The 22,078-nt window shown below is 71.2% G+C and carries 18 protein-coding genes; 8 read left to right on the forward strand and 10 right to left on the reverse strand.

Annotated elements, in window-relative coordinates:
- The first annotated feature begins 7 nt into the window (after nucleotides 1-7).
- Nucleotides 8-970: an alpha/beta hydrolase-fold protein gene (locus ABZ815_RS07210; protein ID WP_357694945.1), complete on the forward strand. Its 963-nt coding sequence runs from the start codon at nucleotides 8-10 to the stop codon at nucleotides 968-970.
- Here ABZ815_RS07210 and ABZ815_RS07215 read toward each other — a convergent pair.
- Both ABZ815_RS07215 and ABZ815_RS07220 read right to left on the reverse strand, forming a co-directional pair.
- A complete protein-coding gene (locus ABZ815_RS07215; protein WP_357694947.1) occupies nucleotides 954-1,850 on the reverse strand; it encodes a serine/threonine-protein kinase in 897 nt (298 codons plus the stop codon). The two genes, ABZ815_RS07210 and ABZ815_RS07215, sit on opposite strands and share 17 nt — an antisense overlap.
- 38 nt (nucleotides 1,851-1,888) lie before the next feature.
- Nucleotides 1,889-3,715 carry an N-6 DNA methylase gene (locus tag ABZ815_RS07220; RefSeq protein WP_357694949.1) on the reverse strand — a complete coding sequence of 609 codons (1,827 nt, stop codon included), beginning with the start codon at nucleotides 3,713-3,715 and terminating at the stop codon, nucleotides 1,889-1,891.
- Nucleotides 3,716-3,791: 76 nt separating this feature from the next.
- Here ABZ815_RS07220 and ABZ815_RS07225 point away from each other — a divergent pair, with 76 nt between their 5' ends.
- The gene (locus tag ABZ815_RS07225; protein ID WP_357694950.1) at nucleotides 3,792-4,562 is read left to right on the forward strand and encodes a PP2C family serine/threonine-protein phosphatase; all 771 of its coding nucleotides are present in this window, start codon (nucleotides 3,792-3,794) and stop codon (nucleotides 4,560-4,562) included.
- A gap of 122 nt (nucleotides 4,563-4,684) precedes the next feature.
- The gene (locus ABZ815_RS07230; RefSeq protein WP_357694951.1) at nucleotides 4,685-5,644 is read left to right on the forward strand and encodes a CHAP domain-containing protein; all 960 of its coding nucleotides are present in this window, start codon (nucleotides 4,685-4,687) and stop codon (nucleotides 5,642-5,644) included.
- 59 nt (nucleotides 5,645-5,703) lie between these two features.
- On the opposite strand, the gene ABZ815_RS07235 is transcribed toward ABZ815_RS07230, so the two are convergent.
- Nucleotides 5,704-6,756 carry a glucose 1-dehydrogenase gene (locus tag ABZ815_RS07235; protein ID WP_357694953.1) on the reverse strand — a complete coding sequence of 351 codons (1,053 nt, stop codon included), beginning with the start codon at nucleotides 6,754-6,756 and terminating at the stop codon, nucleotides 5,704-5,706.
- A 127-nt stretch (nucleotides 6,757-6,883) separates the two neighbouring features.
- Here ABZ815_RS07235 and icmF point away from each other — a divergent pair, with 127 nt between their 5' ends.
- Together icmF and tpx are read left to right on the forward strand one after the other, a co-directional pair.
- The gene (icmF, locus tag ABZ815_RS07240) at nucleotides 6,884-10,090 is read left to right on the forward strand and encodes a fused isobutyryl-CoA mutase/GTPase IcmF (protein ID WP_357694955.1); all 3,207 of its coding nucleotides are present in this window, start codon (nucleotides 6,884-6,886) and stop codon (nucleotides 10,088-10,090) included.
- 145 nt (nucleotides 10,091-10,235) lie between these two features.
- Nucleotides 10,236-10,736 carry a thiol peroxidase gene (tpx, locus tag ABZ815_RS07245; RefSeq protein WP_357694957.1) on the forward strand — a complete coding sequence of 167 codons (501 nt, stop codon included), beginning with the start codon at nucleotides 10,236-10,238 and terminating at the stop codon, nucleotides 10,734-10,736.
- A gap of 33 nt (nucleotides 10,737-10,769) precedes the next feature.
- Here the strand turns inward: tpx and ABZ815_RS07250 are convergent, their stop codons facing one another.
- Both ABZ815_RS07250 and ABZ815_RS07255 read right to left on the reverse strand, forming a co-directional pair.
- On the reverse strand, nucleotides 10,770-11,669 hold the full coding sequence (locus ABZ815_RS07250) for a TIGR03619 family F420-dependent LLM class oxidoreductase (RefSeq protein WP_357694959.1): 900 nt from the start codon (nucleotides 11,667-11,669) through the stop codon (nucleotides 10,770-10,772).
- Nucleotides 11,670-11,678: 9 nt separating this feature from the next.
- Nucleotides 11,679-12,485, reverse strand: a complete 807-nt coding sequence (locus tag ABZ815_RS07255; RefSeq protein WP_357694961.1) for an SAM-dependent methyltransferase — start codon at nucleotides 12,483-12,485, stop codon at nucleotides 11,679-11,681.
- 142 nt (nucleotides 12,486-12,627) lie between these two features.
- On the opposite strand from ABZ815_RS07255, the gene ABZ815_RS07260 reads away from it, so the two are divergent.
- Complete coding sequence (locus ABZ815_RS07260; RefSeq protein WP_357694963.1) at nucleotides 12,628-13,353, forward strand: helical backbone metal receptor; 726 nt, start codon at nucleotides 12,628-12,630, stop codon at nucleotides 13,351-13,353.
- On the opposite strand, the gene ABZ815_RS07265 is transcribed toward ABZ815_RS07260, so the two are convergent.
- The 4 genes from ABZ815_RS07265 to ABZ815_RS07280 are packed head-to-tail and all read right to left on the reverse strand — an operon-like array spanning nucleotide 13,354 to nucleotide 17,618.
- Nucleotides 13,354-14,502, reverse strand: coding sequence for an ROK family transcriptional regulator (locus ABZ815_RS07265; protein ID WP_357694965.1), 1,149 nt, complete (start codon nucleotides 14,500-14,502; stop codon nucleotides 13,354-13,356).
- 2 nt (nucleotides 14,503-14,504) lie between these two features.
- Nucleotides 14,505-15,350: a carbohydrate ABC transporter permease gene (locus ABZ815_RS07270; RefSeq protein ID WP_357694967.1), complete on the reverse strand. Its 846-nt coding sequence runs from the start codon at nucleotides 15,348-15,350 to the stop codon at nucleotides 14,505-14,507.
- On the reverse strand, nucleotides 15,337-16,251 hold the full coding sequence (locus ABZ815_RS07275) for a sugar ABC transporter permease (protein ID WP_357694969.1): 915 nt from the start codon (nucleotides 16,249-16,251) through the stop codon (nucleotides 15,337-15,339). Before ABZ815_RS07275 ends, ABZ815_RS07270 begins: the two co-directional genes overlap by 14 nt.
- On the reverse strand, nucleotides 16,248-17,618 hold the full coding sequence (locus ABZ815_RS07280; RefSeq protein ID WP_357694971.1) for an extracellular solute-binding protein: 1,371 nt from the start codon (nucleotides 17,616-17,618) through the stop codon (nucleotides 16,248-16,250). The genes ABZ815_RS07275 and ABZ815_RS07280 overlap by 4 nt, the downstream gene beginning before the upstream one ends.
- Nucleotides 17,619-17,968: 350 nt before the next feature.
- On the opposite strand from ABZ815_RS07280, the gene ABZ815_RS07285 reads away from it, so the two are divergent.
- Together ABZ815_RS07285 and ABZ815_RS07290 are read left to right on the forward strand one after the other, a co-directional pair.
- Entirely contained in the window at nucleotides 17,969-19,000 is a 1,032-nt protein-coding gene (locus ABZ815_RS07285) for a zinc-binding alcohol dehydrogenase (protein WP_357694973.1), read from the forward strand.
- Nucleotides 18,997-19,785 carry a sugar phosphate isomerase/epimerase family protein gene (locus tag ABZ815_RS07290; protein ID WP_357694975.1) on the forward strand — a complete coding sequence of 263 codons (789 nt, stop codon included), beginning with the start codon at nucleotides 18,997-18,999 and terminating at the stop codon, nucleotides 19,783-19,785. The genes ABZ815_RS07285 and ABZ815_RS07290 overlap by 4 nt, the downstream gene beginning before the upstream one ends.
- Before the next feature lie 1,184 nt (nucleotides 19,786-20,969).
- Here the strand turns inward: ABZ815_RS07290 and ABZ815_RS07295 are convergent.
- Nucleotides 20,970-22,076, reverse strand: coding sequence for a zinc-binding dehydrogenase (locus tag ABZ815_RS07295; RefSeq protein ID WP_357694977.1), 1,107 nt, complete (start codon nucleotides 22,074-22,076; stop codon nucleotides 20,970-20,972).
- Nucleotides 22,077-22,078: the final 2 nt, after the last annotated feature.

Below are 22,078 nucleotides of genomic sequence, written 5' to 3' on the forward strand. Positions count from 1 at the left end.
GCCCGCCTTGACGAGCGACCTTCCGCCCGAGACCCTGCCGGTTCCGCTCCCGGGCGCGACCGTCACGCCCGTCGTCAGCCGGCTCGACGACGAGCACGACGCGGTCACGTTCCGGTGGCACGGCCCCGCCGGCGAGGTGCGCGTCCTGGCCGGCAGGCTGCGTCCCGACGGCGCCGACGCCCTGCTGGAGCTCGGGCCGGACCTGTGGAGCCGCACCTTCCGCGTGCGGCGCGGCTGGCGCGCCTCCTACCACCTCCAGGTGGACGGCGCGCAGGTCGCCGACCCGCTCAACCCCCGCCGGTGGCGCGGTTTCTCGATCGCCGAGACGACCCCGTCGTCACCGTGGCTGGTCCCCGGCCGGCGCCGTCACGAGCTCGTCCGCGAGCCCGCCGGGTTCCGGTACGAGCCCGCGCTCCCGCCGGTCGCCTCGCTGGTCGCGCTCGACGGCGAGGAGTGGACCGAGGACCTGCCCGTCGTCCTCGACAACCTCATCGAGGCCGGCCGCATCCCGCCGGTCCGGGCCTGGCTGGTCGAGTCGGGCCCCGACCGCGTGGCCCGGCTCACCTGCGATCCCGGCTTCGTGGACGCGCTGCCCCACGACGGCTTCACCGTGATCGCCGGTCAGAGCCTCGGCGGGCTCACCGCCGTCTACGCCGCCCACCGGCATCCCGGCAGGTTCGCCGCGGCGGTGTCGCAGTCGGGCTCGTTCTGGTGGCCGGACGGCCCCGAGCCCGAATGGCTGACGGGCGAGCTGGCCAGGGGCCCGGTGCCACGCGTGCACCTCCAGCTCGGCAGCCTGGAGGACGACGCCATGCACGGCCCGACCGAACGGCTGCGAGCCGTCCTCGGCGCGGCGGCGGACTACCGGGAGTTCGCGGGCGGTCACGACCGCTACTGCTGGCGCGACCGCCTGGGGGACGCCCTGATCGCCGCCTTCGCCGGATTCCGGGGCCCTACGACCGGGGGCTGAGCACGCGGCCCACCATGCGGGCGTACATGCGGCCGGGGCTCGGCGCCTCGGTCAGGAAGCCGGGCAGCATCGGCAGCCCGACGGCGAAGGGGGCCAGCCGCTCGTACAGCTCGTCGGCGTCGGCGGGACGGTTCTCCGGCTGCTTCTCCAGCAGCTCGGCCAGGAGCGCGCCCAGCTTGTCGGGAAGGCCGGGGATGGCCGGCGGACGCTCCTTGACCTGCTGCTCGAACACCACGTAGTCGGTCGGCCCGGTGAACAGCTGCCGCCCGGTCAGCATCTCGTGCAGGACGCAGCCGAGCGAGTACAGGTCGCTGCGCGGCTCGGCCACGCCGTGCTGGATCTGCTCGGGAGCCATGTACGCCGGCGTGCCGAGGATCTGGCCGATCCGGGTGAACGTGGTGACGTCGGCGTCCCGCAGCAGCGCGAGCCCGAAGTCGAGCACCTTGACGCTGCCGTCGGGGCAGAGCATGAGGTTGGTCGGCTTGAGGTCGCGGTGGCAGATCGCCAGGGCGTGGGCCGCCGACAGCACCGCGCACGCCTGGGCCGCGATGGCCGCCGCCCACGGCACCGGCAGCGGGCCGTGCTCGCTGACCACGTCGGCCACCGTGACGCCCTCGATGAACTGCATGACCTGGTAGAGCCGCTGCTCGTGGGTGCCGAAGTCGTACAGTACGGGCGCGCCCGGATGCTCCAGCCTGGCCAGGATGCGCGCCTCGCGGATGAACCGGCGTTCCAGCTCGTGGTCGGGGCCGCTCGGCAGCCTGAGCAGCTTCACCGCGACCCTGCGATCGAGGTGGCGGTCGTGGCCCGCGTAGACCGCGCCCATCCCGCCCTGCCCGAGGGGGAGGTCGTCGAGCTCATAGCGGTCGCCGATGACCATTCGCCCCTCCACGCAGCCTTTCGGGAAAAACTACACCGTCAGGACTGCGGGTGCAGATGGCCGTCGGCCAGCCCGTCGAGGCCGAGCCTGATCAGGGTACGGCCCAGCGTCGAGGTCTCGCGCAGCGCGTCCTCCAGCACGGCCAGTTGCCTGAACGCCTCCCCGTACGCCTTCTGCTCCTTCAGCGACAGCCTGGGCACGCGGGTGCGGCGCACGTCGAACCTGCTGGAGCCGGTGGTCACCCGGCCGCCCGCGGCCCGCAGGAACCCGGCCAGGAAGTCGGGATCGAGCCTGCGGGCGTCGACCCGGTAGAGGGTCAGGTGGGGGCCGAGCACCGCGCCGCCGTCGGCGATCACCCGCACCCCCGAGTAGGAGGCCACCACGTCGCCGGGACGGATCACGATCAGGCCCGGCTGCATGCCGGTCAGGCCGGAGGGCGCGCCGCCGGTCAGCACGTCGTCGGCCGTGAGCACGGCCACGTCGCCGCCGTCGGCGGCCATCTTGGGCGGCGCCTGCGACATGCTCACCAGCCCCTCCTTGATCAGGTCGCCCAGCGTCGTGGACGGCTGGTCGAGCGGCTGGTCGAGCACCTTCAGGTCGGGCGGGACGGCGGCGGCGGCGAGGAAGCGGTCGCGCGCCTGCGCGAAGGCCCGGCCCACGTCGTCGCGGCGCTGGTGGCGGGCCGGGGTCATGTCGACCTCGTCGGCCAGCAGGTCGATGATCCGCACGGTCTGGTCGGAGCGGTCGTCGAGGTAGGCCAGCCAGGCGGGCTCGACCGGCGACAGGTCGGCCGTCGCGTCGAGGATGAGCACCTCCGACGGCGGCCGCTCGCCCGCTCTCGGCCGGCGCAGCAGCCACAGGTCGGAGCCCGGCAGCGCCACCACCGCGCGCAACGCTCCGGCGCGCAGCAGGTTGGCCCTGATCCGGCGGCCCGCCTTGCGGCTCGCGGCGGCCGGCGGCATGAGCACCGCGACCAGGCCGCCGGGCCTGACGTGGGTGAGGCAGTGCTGGACCCAGGCCAGCTCGGGCTCGCCGCGCGGCGGCAGGCCGTGCTCCCAGCGCGGGTCGCCGGTCAGCTCCTCGTAACCCCAGGCCCGCTCGTTGAACGGCGGATCGCACACCACGGCGTCGGCCTTGACCTCGGGGAAGCCGTCCAGCCGCATGGAGTCGCCGGCCACGATGTCGGCCTGGATGCCGCGCAGCCGCAGGCGGGCCGCGGTGATGGCGGCCGAGGTCTCGCTGAGCTCCTGCCCGAGGACGCGGGCGGGGCCGCCCCGGCCCGCGGGCGGGTCGCCGTCGGCGGGCGCGGGGTCGCCGGGAACGGCTTCGGCGCGTTCCGGCACGGCGGACGGCGGCAGGAGCAGGGTGCCGACCCCGCAGGCGGGATCGAGGACGGTGGCGCCGTCGGCCCGGACGAGCCGCAGCATCAGCTCGGCCACGTCGTCGCGGGTGACCGAGAGCTGGCGGGAGTGGGCCTCCAGGTAACGCTCGCAGAGGAACTCGTAGGCCGTCAGCGGGTCGTGCCGCTCGGCCAGCTCCGTCACGAGCCCGGCCAGCTCGGGCTCCAGCTCGCTCTCTCCGCTGGTCAGCAACGTTCCAGCCTGGGCGACCAGATGGCCCAGCCGCAGATCGCCGGCGGCTTTCAGGCGTTGCCACACCCGATCTGCCAGCGAGACCTGGTAGGACTTCCCATAGCGGCGCAGCCAGGACTCGACCTGCCGCAGCGAGAACAGCGGCTGGTTCGCGGTTCCGCCGATCGGTTGGGGGAAGTCGTCGTGGCGGCGGCGCCAGTTGCTCACCGCGGCACGCCCGACACCGGCGAGCCGGGCGATGTCCCCGGCGTTCACGGTCGGGTCGTGGCTCATGAAACCCACAGTAGTTCACAAGAGTCTTCAGCGCATCTGCTTGTGAAGTCTTTCAACCAATGATTTACTGCTGGGTATGAAGCACAACATCCGCTATGCCGCCGGATCAGACGTGGGCCGCCGCAGGGAGCAGAACGAGGACTCCGGCTATGCGAGTGGCCGGTTGCTCGTGGTTGCCGACGGCATGGGCGGGCACGCGGCCGGCGAGCTGGCGAGCTCGGCGGCGATCGCCGTCATGCGCGAGCTGGATGCCACGCTTCCCGAGACCGGCTCCGACCTGGAGGCGGCCTTGGAGGGCGCCGTGCACGAGGCGGCCCGCAGGCTGGTCGAGCTGGCCGACATCGACCCGGCCCGCCGGGGGATGGGAACCACGGTCACCGCCCTGCTGTGGGACGGCTACCGGTTCGCCCTTGCTCATCTCGGTGACTCCCGCGGATACCTGCTTCGTGATGGCGCGCTCTATCAGATGACCAAGGATCACACACTTGTGCAGTCGATGGTGGACGAAGGGCGGATAACGGAGGATCAGGCCGCCGTACATCCCCGGCGGTCCATGGTGCTGCGCGTCCTGGGCAGCGAGGGCAGGGCCGAGCCGGACATGGCGCTGCGCGAGGCCGAGCCTGATGATCGCTACCTCCTCTGCTCCGACGGGCTCACGACCGTGCTCGGGCCCGAGGTCCTGCACGAGGTGCTGACCACGGTGGCAGACCCGGCGGCCGCCGTCCAGCGGCTCATCGACCTGGCGAACGAGGGCGGCTCGCCCGACAACGTCACCGTGATCGTGGCCGACGTGGTGGCGCCGGGCGCGGGTGAGGTGAGCGTCTACCGAGTGGGCGCGGGGGCCTGACGGGCGATACCGCTCGTCACAGCAGTCACATGCGTCCCAATGCCGAAATTTGGGCCCATTAATAGACACTTTCTGAATGATTCGAGCAAATTCGCGATGGCGCTACTACAGTCCATCGTGATTTGTCGGTTTTTCGGGGAGGAGTCACCCTGGACCCGATCGCGGACGCGCTGCTGAAGCAGGTACGGCAGGAAGTCGGCTACAAGGAGAAGAGCGGCCAGAGCACCAAGTTCGGCCAGTGGTACGCGGATCGCGTCCAGGACACCCAATACCGCAACGCCCCCTGGTGTGACATGTTCATCGCCTGGGCAGCCGACAGAACCGGCCTCAGTCCGTACGTCGGGCAGTTCGCCTGGACGCCGTCCCACGCGGCCTGGTTCATCAAGCAGAAGGCCTGGGCGCAGCGGCCCGAGCCCGGCGCTCTGGTCTTCTACGACTGGAGCGGCGGCAAGAGCTACAAGGGCGTCGACCACGTCGGGATCGTGGAACGGGTCGAGGGCAAGAAGATCCACACCATCGAGGCCAACGTCGACCGTGTCTGGCTCAAGCGCAAGGTCAGGGACACCGACAAGGTCGTCGGCTACGGGCTTCCCCGGCTGGTCAAGGCCGGTGCCGACCAGGCGGCCGAGATCCGGTCGACCGAGCGTCCGTTCGTGCCCGCGCCGCGCACGGAGGTGGGGCGGTCCTCGCCTCTGGACGTCCTGGGGACGCCGCCCGCGCTGCTGGTCGCGATGGTGCTGGTGACCGTCGTGCTCTCCTTACGCGTGACGGGCCGCCGCCGCGGCACCCACCGCCGCTTCGGCTGGCCCCGCCCCTGGAACGCGCCAGAAGACCGCAGCGCCGGCCGCCCCGGCCTGGACGACCGCCGTACCGTTGATGGCCCACGTGCCGCGCGCATCGGGGATGGCGAGGACTGGGCGCCTCGCGTGACCGTCCTCGCGCCCGATCAGGCGCCGCAGGACGCCTCCCGCATCCGCGTGGGCACCACCCCGCCCCGGCAGCGGGTCGCGGCGGGCGCGGGACGCCCGGCGGCCGGCCGCACCCCCACCACCCGCCGCAAGCCCTACACCCCCAAGAACTGACCTCCCCGGGGACGGGCCCCTCCCAGGGGCGCAACCATCGGGGCCGCCCTCGAAGTGGGTCAGGTGGTGAGGTCGAGGATCACCTTGACGTCGCCCGGGTGGTGGACGAAGGCGTCCTTGGCCTGGCTGAGGGGGACGCGGCGGGTGATCAGGCGTTCGAGCCAGGTCCGGTCCGCCTGGGCCAGGGCGGTCGCGGCGTCCCGGAAGTGGCGGAGGTTGGCGTTGACCGTGCCGAAGATCGCGTCGTTCTCCAGGACGATGTCCCGGTTGATCTCGCTCACGTCCAGCCGGTGGGTGCGGCCGCCCGCCGCCAGCCCGGCCAGGCAGACGATCCCGGCCGCGGACGTGCAGGTCATGGACTCCATGACGAGCTGCCCCACCCCGGTCCCCTCGATGATGATGTCCGGTTTGGCGTTGGCGAAGGCGTCCAGGCTGCTGCCCACGTGGTACGTCGCCCCCAGGTCGGCCACTAGCGCGGGCTTGGCCCCGCCCGCCGTCCGGTCCAGGACGTGCACCTCCAGCCCCCGCTGCCGTCCCAGCAGCGCCGCCAGCAGCCCGATCGGCCCCGCGCCGGTCACCAGCACCGTGCGCGGCTCGAACCAGGCGCGCGAGCCGATCCGCTCGATGTGCTCCCACGCCTTGGCCACCACGGACGTCGGCTCGACGAGCATGCCCACGCTCTCCAGCGAGGGGTCGAGGCGCACGGCGTACCCGGCCTCGACGGTCCACCGCTCGGCGGCGTAGCCGTCGATCTCCTTGATGCCGCGTTCGGTGTAGCGGCCGTTGCGGCACATGTCGAACTCGCCGCGCGCGCAGGCGCCGCACGGTTCGGGGTCGGGACGGCGTACCACGCCCACGACCAGGTCGCCGGGGGAGAAGGCGGACCCGTCGGGGACCTGGAGCACCCGGCCGAGCGACTCATGGCCGATGATCATGCGGCTCCGGCCGGGCGGCGCCCAGCCGTACTCGCCGTCCGCCAGTTCCCGGTCGGTCCCGCAGACCCCCAGGGCCAGCCCCTGGACGAGCAGCTCCCCGGGGCCCGGTTCCGGATCGGGCACCTCTTCCACCTCAAGCATCCCCGGCCGGCCCGGCTCGAACGTCAACGCGCGCATCGGCGTCACCCCCTGGGGCAGTCCTTACCCAGACCGGAAGGAGCTACGAGGACGTCCTACTATCGAAATAGTTGGACGTCCTAGTATCTTTCGCAGGAGGGGTCCCCTCACAAAGGAGTGATCAGGCGTGCACGTTCCGGCGTACCCTGTCCGTTTCGTGACCGCCGCGGCGCTGTTCGACGGCCATGACGCGGCGATCAACATCATGCGGCGCATCCTCCAGACGCAGGGGGCAGAGGTGATCCACCTCGGCCACAACCGGTCCGTGGACGAGATCGTCACGGCCGCCCTCCAGGAGGACGTCCAGGGCGTGGCCATCAGCTCCTACCAGGGCGGCCACGTGGAGTTCTTCACCTACCTGGTCGAGCTGCTGCGCGAGCGCGGCGCGGGCCACGTGAAGGTGTACGGCGGCGGTGGCGGCGTGATCGTCCCCGAGGAGATCGAGCTGCTGCACGAGCGGGGCGTCACGCGCATCTTCTCGCCGGAGGACGGCCAGCGGTACGGCCTGCCCGGCATGATCAACAAGCTGATCGAGGAGTGCGACCACGAGCTCGGCGACCCGCCGCCCCTGGAGGCCGTGCTCTCGGGCGACCAGGCGGCGCTGGCCCGCGCGATCACCTTCATGGAGTCCGGACGCGCCTCGGCCGAGCTGGTCGAGGGGCTGAAGGCCGCGGTGGCCGTCCAGGAGCGCCCGGCGCGCGTGCTCGGCATCACCGGCACGGGCGGTTCGGGCAAGTCGTCGCTCACCGACGAGCTGGTCCGCCGCTTCAGGGTGGACAACGACGACAAGCTGCGCATCGCCATCCTCGCCATCGACCCGACCCGCCGGCGCGGCGGCGGCGCGCTGCTCGGCGACCGCATCAGGATGAACAGCCTGGGCCCCCAGACGTACTTCCGCTCGCTGGCCACCCGCGGGGCCGCCAACGAGGTCCCGGCCTGCCTCGACGACGTGGTCACCGCCTGCCGCGCGGCCGGCTACGACCTGGTGATCGTGGAGACCCCGGGCATCGGCCAGGGCGACGCCGGCATCGTCCCGCACGTGGACGTGCCCATCTACGTCATGACCCCCGAGTTCGGCGCCGCCTCCCAGCTGGAGAAGATCGACATGCTCGACTTCGCCGAGGCCGTCGTCATCAACAAGTACGAGCGCCGCGGCGCCGAGGACGCCCTGCGCGACGTACGCCGCCAGCTCGTGCGCAACCGGGAGGCGTTCGGTCAGTCGCCCGAGGACATGCCGGTCTTCGGCACGATCGCCGCCCGCTACAACGACGCCGGCGTCACCGCCCTCTACCAGCACCTCAAGGGCCTGCTGCTGGAGGACGTCGGGCCGGGGCTGCTGCCCGTCGTGACCGAGCGCACCTCCAAGGCGGCCGCGGCGATCGTCCCGCCCGCCAGGGCCCGCTACCTGGCCGACATCGCCGAGTCCGTCCGGACCTACCACGCCGAGACGCTGGCCCAGGCGGAGGTCGCGCGCCGCCGTCAGCAGCTCGCCGCCGTACAGGAGCTCCTGGGCGGCGAGGACGCCCGGCTGGCCGGGCTCGCCGAGCAGGCCGAGGGGGAGCTGAGCGAGGAGAGCCGCCGCCTGCTCGACGGCTGGCCCGCGGTCAAGGAGGCGTACAGCAGCGACGAGCTGGTCGTGAAGATCCGCGACCGGGAGATCCACACCCCGCTCTGGCGCGAGACGCTCTCCGGCAATCGCATCCCGCGGGTGGCCCTGCCGCGCTTCAGCGACCACGGTGACCTGCTGAGGTTCCTGCGCTCGGAGAACCTGCCGGGGTCGTTCCCGTTCACCGCCGGGGTGTTCCCGTTCAAGCGCGACGACGAGGACCCGACCAGGATGTTCGCCGGGGAGGGCGACCCGTTCCGCACCAACCGGCGCTTCAAGCTGCTGTCGGAGGGCCAGCCCGCGACCCGGCTGTCCACGGCCTTCGACTCGGTCACCCTGTACGGCCACGACCCCGACCTGCGTCCCGACATCTACGGAAAGGTCGGCACCTCGGGGGTGTCCATCGCCACGCTCGACGACATGAAGGTGCTCTACGACGGGTTCGACCTGGCGGCGCCCAACACGTCGGTGTCCATGACGATCAACGGCCCGGCGCCCACCATCCTGGCCTTCTTCCTCAACGCCGCGATCGACCAGGCCCTCGACCGCTTCCGCGCCGAGCAGGGCCGCGAGCCCGACGAGCAGGAGGCCCGCGACCTGCGCGCCCGTACGCTGGCCACGGTCAGGGGCACGGTCCAGGCCGACATCCTGAAGGAGGACCAGGGGCAGAACACCTGCATCTTCTCCACCGAGTTCTCGTTGCGGATGATGGCCGACATCCAGGAATGGTTCATCCAGAACGCGGTCAGGAACTTCTACTCGGTCTCGATCTCCGGCTACCACATCGCCGAGGCGGGGGCCAACCCGATCAGCCAGCTCGCGTTCACGCTGGCCAACGGGTTCACGTACGTGGAGGCGTACCTGGCCAGGGGGATGCGGGTCGACGACTTCGCGCCGAACCTGTCGTTCTTCTTCTCCAACGGCATGGACCCCGAGTACAGCGTGCTCGGACGGGTGGCGCGCCGGATATGGGCGGTCGCCATGCGCGAGCGTTACGGCGCGGGCGAGCGCTCGCAGAAGCTCAAGTACCACATCCAGACCTCGGGCCGGTCGCTGCACGCGCAGGAGATGTCCTTCAACGACATCCGCACGACCCTCCAGGCCCTGATCGCCATCTACGACAACTGCAACAGCCTGCACACCAACGCCTTCGACGAGGCCGTCACCACCCCGTCGGCCGACTCGGTGCGCCGCGCGATGGCGATCCAGCTCATCATCAACCGCGAGTGGGGCCTGGCCAGGAACGAGAACCCGTTGCAGGGCTCGTTCATCATCGACGAGCTGACCGACCTGGTCGAGGAGGCGGTGCTGGCCGAGTTCGAGCGGCTGTCGGACCGCGGCGGCGTGCTCGGCGCGATGGAGACCGGTTACCAGCGCGGCAAGATCCAGGACGAGTCGATGCTGTACGAGATGCGCAAGCACGACGGCTCCCTGCCGATCATCGGCGTCAACACCTTCCGCAACCCCGGCGCCGAGCAGTCCGACCCGCACAAGCTGGAGCTGGCCAGGGGCACCGAGGAGGAGAAGCGCTCGCAGCTCGACCGCCTGCGCGACTTCCACGAGCGCAACCGGGCACAGGCGCCCGCGGAGCTGTCGCGGCTGCGCGAGGTCGCGATGTCCGACGGCAACGCGTTCGCGGTGCTGATGGACGCGGCCCGGGTCTGCTCGCTCGGCCAGATCACCGACGCCCTGTTCGAGGCGGGCGGCCAGTACCGGCGCAACGTCTAGCGATCACCCGCGGCCGGTACCGGTGATGCGCGGGCCCGGTACCGGCGTGACGTCGAGCGGTGCGTGGCGCCGGGCCGGGCTGCCTGGCGGGGGAGATCGCGCCGCTAGGATCGCGGTCGGGGAACATCGCTATCAGGAGGCTTTCATGTCCGACGTCACTTTCAAGGGCAACCCGATCACCGTGGGCGGCGCCTTCCCGAAGCCCGGCGACGCCGCGCCCGCCTTCACGCTGGTCGGCACCGACCTGTCCGACCGCACGCTGGCCGACTTCGCCGGCAAGACCAAGGTGCTCAACATCTTCCCGAGCGTCGACACCGGCGTCTGCGCGGCCTCGGTGCGCCGCTTCAACCAGGTCGCGTCCGAGCACCCCGACGCGGTCGTGCTCTGCGTCTCGGCCGACCTGCCCTTCGCCCAGAACCGGTTCTGCGGCGCCGAGGGCCTCGACAAGGTGACCATGCTGTCGCTCATGCGCGGGCGTGAGTTCCTCACCGACTACGGCGTGGCCCAGGAGTCCGGCCCGCTGGCCGGCCTGGCCGCGCGCGCGGTCGTCGTGCTCGACGCCGACGACAACGTGGTCTACTCCGAGCTGGTGCCCGAGATCACCCAGGAGCCCGACTACGAGGGCGCGCTCTCCGCCCTCAAGTAGCCGACGCTCGGGCAGCCGGCTGTGGCCCCGGGTTCAGGCGGCGCGAAGGCGCTCGCCGAACTCGGCGGCCAGCTCCAGCAGGTGGTCGACGTCGGCGGCGGTGTGCTGGAGGTCCAGGATGACCTCGTGGACCCCGGCCTCCGCCGCCTGCGACAGGTACGCCGCGATCTCGGCGACCGTGCCGCTCCTCGGCGGGCTGCCGTCGGCGGTGACGACCGGGTTGGAGCGCAGGATCATGCGCAGGGCGTCCGGGTCGCGTCCGGCCTGCTCGGCGCTCTTCCTGACCGTCTTCCACATCGCGAGGAGCGCGGGGATCGGCAGCGCGGCCGTCAGCCAGCCGTCGCCCCTGCGCCCGATCCTGGCCAGCGCCTCCGGGGCGAACCCGGCCAGCAGCAGCGGCGGGCGGCGGGCCGGCTTGGGGTCGATGTGGCTGGGCGCGATCGTCCACAGCTCGTGCTCGAACGTCACGGGGTCCTCGCCCCAGATCGCCTCCAGGGCGTCGAGGGTGGCCTCGTAGCGTTCGGCCCGGCCTTTCCAGGGCACGCCCACGGCGGCGTACTCGTCGGAGGACCAGCCCAGGCCGAGGCCCGCGGCCAGGCGTCCGCCGCTCAGGTGGTCGATCGTGGTGAGCGAGCGGGCCAGCACCGGCGGGGGATACCAGCAGGCGTTGAGCGCGCTGGTACCCAGCCGCACGGACGACGTCACGGACGCGGCCACGGCCAGCACCGCGAACGGGTCGAGGAACACCCGATGGGCCTCGGGCACGCTGCCGTCGCCGCCGGGGTAGCGGTCCTTGGGGCGCAGCGGCGTCAGCAGCCGGTCGCCCGCCCACAGGGCGGCGAACCCCATGGCCTCTGCCTCGCGGGCCACCTGGGTCACGGCGGGCAGCGCGGCGAACCTGCCGTACTGCGGGACGGCGAGGCCGAGGTCCATGGGCGCGTCCTAGACCTTCCTGGCGACGCCGCACACGATGAGCGACGACTCCGGACGGTCCATGAAGTCGATCGTGTCCGTCTGGTCGGGATGCCACTCGGGCAGCCACACCAGGCCGGGCTCCAGCAGCTCGAAACCCTCGAACAGCTCCCTGATCCGGGCCCGGCTGCGCAGCGCCAGCCGCGCGGTGGCGTTGCGGTAGACCTCGGTGCCCGTGCTGACCGCGTCGGGACGGGCGTCGCTGGTGCCGTGGGACATGACCAGGTAACTACCCGGGGCCATGACCTCACGCAACGTCTTCAGGATCCCCTCGGGATCGTCGGACTCCTCGATGAAGTGCATGATCGCCACCAGCAGCACGGCGACCGGCCGGCTGAAGTCGATGGCCCGCAGCACCTCGGGGTCGCGCAGGATGTCGCCCGGATTGCGCAGGTCGCCCTCGACCACCGTGGTGTCGTCGCCGTGGCCGGTGAGCAGCGCCCTGGCGTGCACCAGCACCACGGGGTCACGGTCGACGTAGACGACGCGGGAGCCCGGCGCGATCTTGGCGGCCACCTCGTGCACGTTCCCCTGGGTCGGCAGCCCCGTGCCGATGTCGAGGAACTGCCTGATCCCGGCCTCGGCGAGGTGGCGTACGGCGCGGCCGAGGAAGGCGCGGTTGGCCCTCGCCGCCGCCCGTACCTCGGGCGCCACCGTGAGGATCCGCTCGGCCGCCTCCCGATCGACCGGGAAGTGATCCTTGCCGCCGAGGTAGTAGTCGTAGAGCCGTGCCACGTTCGGCGTGTTCGGATCGAAATCCGATGCCTCGTGCTCCAACCGTCGAGCCCCCGATCACAGAGTTTTAACGATCTTTACCGGGATTCTACGGATCTATACCGACATAAGAGTGGTGCTACGCATATTTCAGGAAAACGCAACCTAAGGTGGTGCCGTGGTCCACGATGACACAGGGGTGCCTGTGAAGGTACCCCGCGACGTCCGGCGGATCGTGTCGCTGGTGCCGTCGCTGACCGAGTCCGTGGCGGCGACCGTCCCGGAGGCGCTGGTCGGGGCGACGGACTGGTGCACGCACCCGGCCGGCCTGGACGTCGCCAGGGTCAGGGGCACCAAGAACCCCGATCTCGACGCCGTGCTCCGCCTGCGACCGGACGTCGTCCTGGCCAACGTCGAGGAGAACCGCGCGCCCGACGTCGAGGCCCTGCGCGAGGCGGGCGTCGCGGTCTGGGTGACCAGGATCGAGACGCTGGAGCAGGCGTTCGCCTCGCTGGAGCGCATGTTCGCGCACGCCTGCCGTACGGACCGCCCGGCCTGGCTGGATACCGCCCGCGAGGCGTGGGGCGCCCCCGCGCCCGGCCCGCGCCGCACCGCGATCGTCCCGATCTGGCGCCGCCCCTGGATGGTCGTGGGCCGCGACACCTTCACCGGGGACGTGCTGCGGCACCTCGGCGTGGACAACCTGTACGCCGGCCACGCCGACCGCTACCCCAAGATCCCGCTGCCCGAGCTGACCGGCAACCGCCCCGACCTGGTCGTACTGCCCGACGAGCCCTACGCCTTCAGCGCGGACGACGGCCCCGAGGCGTTCCCCGGCCTGCCCTGCGCGCTGGTCAGCGGCCGCCTGCTGACCTGGTACGGCCCCTCGCTCACCGAGGCCGCCACCATCCTGCCCGCCGCCCTGGCCTGATCACCCGACGGCGGCGGCCAGCGCGCCGTCCACGGCCGCGGGCGAGAGCACGTGCTCCATGACGATCACCGCCATGCCGGTTATCCCGGCCCGGTCGCCGAGCCTGCTGGGGACGATCTCCAGGTTGCGCGTCGTGTACGGCAGGCTTCGCCGGTAGACGACCTCCCTGATCCCGGTCAGGTAGTGCTCCCGCGTCTGCGCCATGTCCCCGGCCAGCACCAGCACGCCGGGGTTGAGCAGGCTGACCGCGGTGGCCAGCACCACGCCCAGCGTGCGGCCCGCCTCCTGGGTGCGCGCGATGGCCGCCGGGTCGCCGGCCTGCACCAGGCGCACGACGTCGCGGCTGGTCTCCTGGCCGAGGTCGGCCGCGAGGGCGTGCCCGCTGGCCAGGGAGGCCACGCAGCCGCGGGAGCCGCAGGTGCACACCCGGTCGTCGGTCTCCCGGATGCGGACGTGCCCGATGTTCCCGGCGGCCTCCTCGACGCCCCGGTAGATCTGCCCGTCGAGGACGATGCCGGTGCCGATGCCGGTGGACACCTTGACCAGGATCAGCGAGTCCGTCTCCCGCCAGGACGACCACCACTCGCCGAGCGCCATCGCGTTGGCGTCGTTCTCCACCAGGATGGGCACGTCGTACGTGCGTCCGATCGTCTCCCTGATCGGATGGTCGTCCCAGCCCGGCATCAGGAACGACCTGATCATCCGCCCGCTGGTGTGGTCGACCGAGCCGGGCAGGTCGAGCCCGATGCCGCACACCTCGCTCGCCGGCCGTCCGGCCCGGTCGAGCATGCGCTGGAACGCCTCGCGCACCCACGTCAGCACGGCCTCGGGCCCGCGGTCGATGCGCATCTCGGCGCGTTCCTCGGCCAACGGCCGGGCGGCGAGGTCGGTGAGGGCCACCCTGGCGTGGGTGGCGCCCAGGTCGGCCACGAGCACCAGCCGCCGGGCGGCGTCGACGTCGAGCACGGAGGGCGGCCGGCCACCGCCCGAGGCGCCGACGCCGGACTCGTGCAGGTAGCCGGCGGCGATGAGCCGGTCGACCCGGTCGGTGATGGTCGACCGGGACAGGCCGGTGAACTCGATCAGCTCTTTGCGGGTACGGCAGGAGCCATCGCGGACGAGCTGGAGGACCTGCCCTGCCGTCAGCATGTCTATCCCTTCTCCGCGCCGGCCGTGAGGCCCTCCGTCAGCAGGCGTTCACTGGCGAAGAACACGATCACGATGGGCAGCGTCAGCACCACGGATCCTGCCATCAGCACCGTCGTGGGGATCTCTATGCTCCCCGCCAGCTGCGAGAGCCCCAGGGAGACCGTCCAGCTCTCCCGCCGCTCCACGAGGAACAGCAGGGCGAACAGGAACTCGTTCCACGCGATCATGAACGCGTAGAGTCCGGTCGCCATGAGCGCGGGCTTGGACAGGGGCAGCACCACCCGCCAGATGGTCGACAGCCGCGAGCAGCCGTCGATCGCGGCCGCCTCCTCCACGCTCCGTGGCACGGTCTCGAAGTAGTTGCGCAGCATGTATACCGTGACGGGCACGGTCTGCGCGATATAAACCAGGATCAGTCCGGCGAGAGATCCTCTGAGCCCCAGCATGGTGAACAGCACGAACAAGGGGATGGCCAGGACGATCGCCGGGAACAGGTAGACCGCCAGGAACAGGAAGTGCACCTGCCGCCGGCCGAAGAAGCGCAGCCGCGCGACGGCGTAGGCGCCCGGGATCGAGATCAGCAGCGTCGCGGCCACCGAGCCGGCCGCGACGACCGCGCTGTTCCTGATGAAGGTGAGGAACCCCTGCGTGGTGAGCACGTTCACGTACGTGTCCAGGGTGAGACGCCGCGGCCACACCGACCCCGGCTCCAGGATGAGCTCCTGGATGTCGCGCACGGACAACGTCACCATGTAGAGGAACGGCAGCGCGGTGACCGCGAGGAGGAACACGATCACCACGGGCTTGAGCACCGCGAACAGCCCACGCTCGAACCTATCCCTGCTCACGATCGCCTCCCGAGAAGAAGCGCAGGTAGACGGTCAGGAAGACGACGAGGAAGACGGCCAGCACGATCGCCTGCGCGGCCGAGGCGCCGATGTCGTCGCGGGCGGTCAGGAAGTTGTAGACGCGCACGCTGACCACCTCGGTCCCGGCGCCGCCGCCGGTCAGCAGGTAGACGTCGTCGAACTTGGTGAAGGTGAACACGAACCGCAGCACCGCCAGGAGCGCCACGATGCGCCAGAGCTGCGGCATGATCACGTACCGGAAGCGCTGGGTGGGGGTGGCGCCGTCCACGACCGCGGCCTCCTCCAGGTCGGCGGGCAGCGCCTGCAACCGGGCCAGGATGAACAGGAACGCGAACGGGAAGTACCGCCACGCCTCGAACGCGATCACCGTGAGCAGCGCGACCGGCACCTTCAGGCCCAGGAAGTCGCCCTGGGCCTGGGTGAGGAAGGCGATCGGCTCCTTCAGCCAGGTGTTCACGATGCCGTACTGGGGGTTCAGCATGGTCTCCCACAGGAAGGCCACGGCCACGACCGGCGCCACGTACGGGATCAGGATCGAGGCCCTGACCAGGGTGCGGCCCCGGAACCTGTCGCGCAGGGCGAGCGCGGTCACCAGGCCGGCCGCGATCGACAGCGCCGTGCCGGCCACCGTGTAGACCAGGGTGTTGACCAGCGACGTCCAGAAACCCGGCTCGGAGATCACGTACGTGAAGTTCTGCAGCGTGTAGTGCCCGAAGACGCCGGCCCGGCGGATGTTGATCAGCCGGACGTCCTGGAAGGCCAGCATGATCGCCCACAGCAGCGGCAGCACCACCACGACCAGCGTGATGACCAGGGTGGGGGAGATCAACGCCAGGCCGGCCCGCCCTTCCCGCTGCCGCAGGGTCCGGGGTGCGCTCATTGCCGGATCCCGCGCTTGATGGTCTCCACGTCCTTCCTGGCCTGGGCGGCGGCGGCCTGCGGGGTCAGCGAGCCGTCGGCCACCTGGCTCAGTGCCTTGGGCACCGGCAGTTCGCCCATCGTGGCGCCGACGAGCTTGCCCTGGCCCTGCGGGATGCCCCAGCGGGCGAAGGTGTCCGGGCTCCTGCGCAGCGCGTCGAGCACGTCGGCCGGGTAGACCTCCGACAGCGGCTTCTTGGAGTCCACGCCCGCGGGCAGCTTGTTCCACTTGTCCGCGAAGCCCTCGCGGGTGGGGAACTTGCCCTCGGGGGCCATCCCGATCCAGCGCTCGTACCCCTCGTCCATCATGTAGGCGACGAACTTGGCGGCCGGGTCGGTGGCGGCGCCGCGGACGACCGCCCACGAGACGATCTCGCCGTACTGGGCGGGGGTGCTTCCGTCGGGGCCCTTCAGCGCCGTGACCACGCCGGTGTTCTTCGCCAGCCACTCGGGGTCGCCGCGGCACTCGGCGCAGCTCGGCAGCGCGTCCTTACGCAGCCCCGCCAGCTCGTCGAGGATGAACGACGACCAGATCATCATGGCCGCCTTCCCGGAGAAGTACGTGGCCCTGGTGGAGTCGACGTCCTGTTTGCCCTTGACTGAGTAGTTTTTCGCCAGTTTCGCGTAGAACTCGAAGGCTTTCACACACTGTGGGCTGTCTAGCGCGACATTTCCGGAATTTTCGACTAGCTGGCAGCCGTTCGCCAGCGCCACGTGCTCGAAGCTCTGCGCGGTGAAGGAGTCCTTGGGCGCGATCGCCAGCGTGATGCCCGCCACCCCACCCGCGTTCAGCTTCGCCGCCGCCGCCTCCAGCGCCTCGTACGTGTCCGGCGGCGCCAGCCCGGCCTTGCCGAACAGGTCCTTGCGGTAGAGCAGGAGCTGCGCCCACCCGTCGCTGGGCACGGCCAGCAGCCTGCCGCCGGAGGAGTCCAGTTCGAGCGCGCGCGGCGAGAAGGAGTCCTTGCCGAGCCGATCGACGATCCGCCCCGGCGTCTCGGTGTCCAGCAGGTCGTTGGCCTCCAGTTCGCGGACGGAGGCGAGGGGCAGCGCGCCGATCACGTCCGGGAGGTCGTCCGCGGCGGCGGCGGCCGTCACGGTCTGGCTGAACTGGTCCTCCCCGACGCCGACCAGCTTGACCTTGATCCCGGTCTTCCTGGTGAACTCGGCGACGATCTGGTTCTGCACGGCCATCCGGTCGCCGAGGTTCTCCTCGGTCCAGACGGTGATCTGGTTCGGGCCGGACCGCTGCTCGCCGCCGTCGCCGCACGCCGCGAGGGAGGCCGAGGCCAGCAGGGCGACGGAGAGGACGGCGGTGACCTTCTTCGGCATGGCACGCTCCTCCGGTTGGGGGGATTTCGTAAAAGATTGGTCGGCATCGCGGCAAATCTTCCCCAGAACCGATCGCGGACACCCGTCGCGAAACGATCGGGTCTGATGTCATTTCGGTCATCCGGATGCTGCCCGGCCAAGCACTTCTGGCACTTCCGGACCAGGTGGACAGACGGGGCGGGATATGTCGATAAGATCTCTTTCCAGAACGCGCCCTGCCGGAAACCCGGATTCCATCGGCCGCGATCGACGGAAGTCGTAGACTTACGTGTGTTTCGAGCGCAACTATGGTGTGCAAACAAACACTAAATCTCTGACTTTTGTTTGATCAAAAAGCGTAAGTGTGGGGTATGCGCGTCATCACCTTCCAAGAGCCAGGCCGTGTCAGCGTCAGCCTGGAGTCGCCCGCCGAACTCGTCCCGGGCTCCGTCCGGGTGCGGACCCTGTATTCCGGGGTTTCCGCGGGCACCGAGCTGACCGCGTATCGCGGCACCAATCCCTACCTCACCCGTAAGTGGGACACCGAGCGCCGGATCTTCCTCGAAGGCCAGACGCACGCCTACCCCCTGTCCGGCTGGGGCTACCAGGAGGTGGGCGAGGTGGTGGAGGCGGCCCCCGACGTCGCCGAGCCGCCCGTCGGCAGCCTCGTGTGGGGCATCTGGGGCCACCGCGCCGAGGCGGTCGTCCCCGCCGAGAAGCTGGCCGGCCACATCCTGCCGCCGGGCGCCGACCCCGTCGCGGGCGTGTTCGCCCGGGTCGGGGCCATCGCGCTCAACGCCGTCCACGCCGCCGACGTGCACCTGGGCGACCAGGTCGTGATCTTCGGCCAGGGCGTCATCGGCCTGCTCGCCACCCGCATGGCGGTGCTCAGCGGCGCCCGGGTGGTCGCCGCCGACGCCATCGCCGACCGGCTCGAACTCGCCAGGAAGTTCGGCGCCGCCGAGACGTTCGACGTGCGGTCCGGCTCGGTGGCCGAGTTCCTGCGCAAGCGCATCGAGGGCGCCGACACCGCGATCGAGCTGAGCGGCAACCACCTGGGCCTCCAGGAGGCCATCAGGAGTGTGCGCAAGGGCGGCCGGGTCGTGGCGGCCGGCTTCTACCAGGGCGACGGCATCGGGCTGCGGCTGGGCGAGGAGTTCCACCACAACCAGGTGCAGCTCGTCTCCTCCCAGATCGGCGGCGTCGCCTCCTGGCTGGCCCACCGCTGGGACGTCGAACGCCTCCAGCGCACGTTCATGGAGCTCGTGCACCGGGGCGAGGTCGAGGTCGCCGACCTCGTCACCCATCGCGTGCCGGTCGAGCAGGCGGCCGAGGCGTTCGACCTGATCGACAAGCACCAGTCCGAGGTGCTCCAGCTCGTCTTCACCTTCGAGGAGTCATGATGAAGCTCGCCGCCCAGGAGCAGCTTCTGCCCGGCCGGAGCCTGCAGGAGAAGTTCGCGTTCGCGGTGGAGGCCGGGTTCGACGCCATCGAGCTGAGGGGCAAGGGCGACTTCCACTTCGCCGGCCGCCTGACCGAGCTCAAGCGGGCGCTGGCCGACGGCGTCGTCATGCCCACGGTGTGCGTCGAGATGCCGCACTTCATCGGCGACTTCGACCCCGCCAAGCGCAAGGACGCCATCCAGCAGCTCAGGTCGCAGCTCACGGTGATCGCCGAGCTGGGCGGCATCGGCGTCATGACCCCGGCTTCCTGGGGTCAGTTCTCGCTCAGGCTGCCGCCGTTCGAGCCGCCGCGCACCGCCGAGGAGGACCGCGAGGTGCTGGCCGAGGCGCTCGGCATCCTCGGCGAGCACGCCCAGCGCAACGGCGTGCTGATCATGCTCGAACCCCTCAACCGGTACGAGAACCACATGGTCAACACCCTGGCCGACGCGGTGTCGTACTGCTCGATGGACTCGATCAGGATCGTCGGCGACACCTACCACATGAACATCGAGGAGGACGACCCCTGCCAGGCCCTGGCGGAGGCGGCGCCCTACCTCGCGCACATGCAGATCAGCGAGTCCAACAGGAACCAGCCCGGCACCGGCCACCTCGACTGGGGCGCGCAGCTCGCCACGCTCGACGCCGTCGGCTTCGACGGCTACCTCGCCCTCGAATGCCGGTTGCGGGGCGAGCCCGAGATCGTGCTCCCGCAGACGGCGGCCTTCATCAGGAAATACCTGTGATCCTCCGCGACGCCGTACGCGTGCTGGTCGCCAACTGGGACGGCAGCTACACGGTTCCCTCCCGTCGCCTGTACCCCCACCAGTGGAGCTGGGACTCCGCCTTCATCGCGATCGGCAACGCCCGCTGGTCGCCGCGGCGGGCCAGGGCGGAGCTGCTCTCGCTGTTCGGCGCCCAGTGGCGCGACGGCCGGGTGCCGCACATCGTGTTCAACCCCGTCGTGCCCGAGGGCGCCTACTTCCCCGGCCCGCAGTTCTGGGGCGCCCGCGCGCCGTCCGGCTCGGCGACCTCCGGCATCGTGCAGCCGCCCGTGCACGCGCTGGCGGCCTGGAAGGTGCACCAGGCCGAGCCCGACCCGGCGTTCCTGGCCAGGATCTATCCCAAGCTCGTCGCCCAGCAGGAGTTCCTGCGCGCCTCGCGGCGCTCGCCCGAGGGGCTGATCTCGATCGTCCACCCCTGGGAGTCGGGCATGGACAACAGCCCGGCCTGGGACCTCCCGCTGCGCGCGGTCGAGCCGGGCGTGACGGGCTTCGTCCGCAGAGACCTCAACACCGTCAGCGCCGACGAACGCCCCACCGACCGCGACTACGAGCGGTACGTCGCGCTCGCGAGCGCCTACCGTGACAGCGGCTACCAGCGGGCCGGCTCGTTCGAGATCGAGGACCCGCTGTTCAACACCGCGTACGGCGTGGCCGAGTCGGCGCTCGCCGAGATCGCCGAGGTGTGCGGCCAGGACCCCGGGCCCCACCGGCGCGAGGCCGCCGCCGTCACCGCCGCCATGGTCGACCACCTCTACCAGGACGGCCACTTCCGCCCCCGCGACCTGCGCACGGGCCGCCTGATCCGCTCGGGCAGCGCCGCCGGCCTGGTGCCGCTCATGCTGCCCGGGCTGCCGCCGGAGATCGCCGAGGCGCTGATCGGCACGGCCGTCGACAAGTTCTCGCTCAAGGACGGCGTGCTGCCCAGCCACGCCCCGGCCACGGCCGAGTTCGACCCGGCGCGCTACTGGCGCGGGCCGAGCTGGATCAACCTGACCTGGCTCGTCTGGCAGGGGCTCAGGGACCGCCGCCCCGACCTGGCCGACCTGCTCGCCGAGGGCATGATCCACGCCGTCGCCCACTCCGGCTTCCGCGAGTACTTCAACCCGTTCACGCTGCGCGGTCACGGGTGCGGGGACTTCAGCTGGTCAGCCGCCCTCATCCTCGACGTCGTCGCTGAGCACGGCCTGGACGGTCTGCCGCCGTCGGGCCGCGAGATCGGCCAGAAGTTCGGGGGCCTCCCCGAAGCCGACGACGTCGGTGACCACGTGCTCGCGTAGCAGCCTCCCGCGCTCCCTGAGCAGGCCGATCGTCTCGTACGAGAGGCGTTCGCGGTCCCAGGAGTGCGCGAGGCCGCGCGGCACCCGGCCGATCTGGGCGCAGCGCAGCGTCAGCCCGTTGTGGTGGAACTCCTCGCCGAGCCTCACCTCGTCGGCGCCCTGGGTGTAGAACGCCAGGTCGATCAGCGTGCCCTGCGGGCGCAGCAGCCTGAGCCCCAGGGCCAGCGCCCTCGGCTGACCGCGGCACTGGAAGACCAGGTCCGCGCCGCGGTCGTTGGGGGCGTGCCGCCAGCGGCGTTTCAACGTCACCGCGGGGTCGTCGTCGGCGGTGGCCAGGACCTGCGCGCCGATCGCCTCGGCGACCGCGAGCCTGGCCGGGGTCTCGTCCACGACCACGACCTCGGCGGCCCCGCAGGACAGGGCGAAGGACGCGGTCAGCAGGCCCACCACGCCCGCGCCGACCACCGCGACGCGCCGCCCGCGCACGCCGTCGCCCAGGTGCTGGACGGCCGGGCCGTGCAGGTCGGCGGCCGCGTGCAGGAGGCCGTTGGCGCAGATCGGGCCCATGTGGGCGACGTAGATGCCGAGCAGCGGGTCGAGGTCGCCGGGCAGCACGACGAACCGGTCGGTCATCGGGTCGGCCGCGTACGCGGTGCGGTGTCCGTACGCCATGGCGACCAGCGCGCCTTCGTCCACGGCCCGCGTACGGGTCTCGACCACCTGGCCCACCTGCATGTAGCCGATGCCGCGCACGGGATAACCCACCGACGGCGTGCCGGGCAGGAACAGGCCGAGCGCCGGGTCCCAGGTCGAGCTGAGGTAGGGGTTGGCGCCCTTGACGTAGGTCAGCTCGGTGCCCGCCGAGACGCCGCTGTGCATGGTGGCGACCATGAACCCGCCGTCGGCCAGGCCCGGCAGCTCCTCCTCCACCATCCGCACCTCACCGGGCGCCTCGATACTGAGAATGGTGTTCACAG

The sequence above is a fragment of the Nonomuraea sp. NPDC047529 genome, assembly GCF_040642995.1.
Lineage (GTDB): Bacteria > Actinomycetota > Actinomycetes > Streptosporangiales > Streptosporangiaceae > Nonomuraea.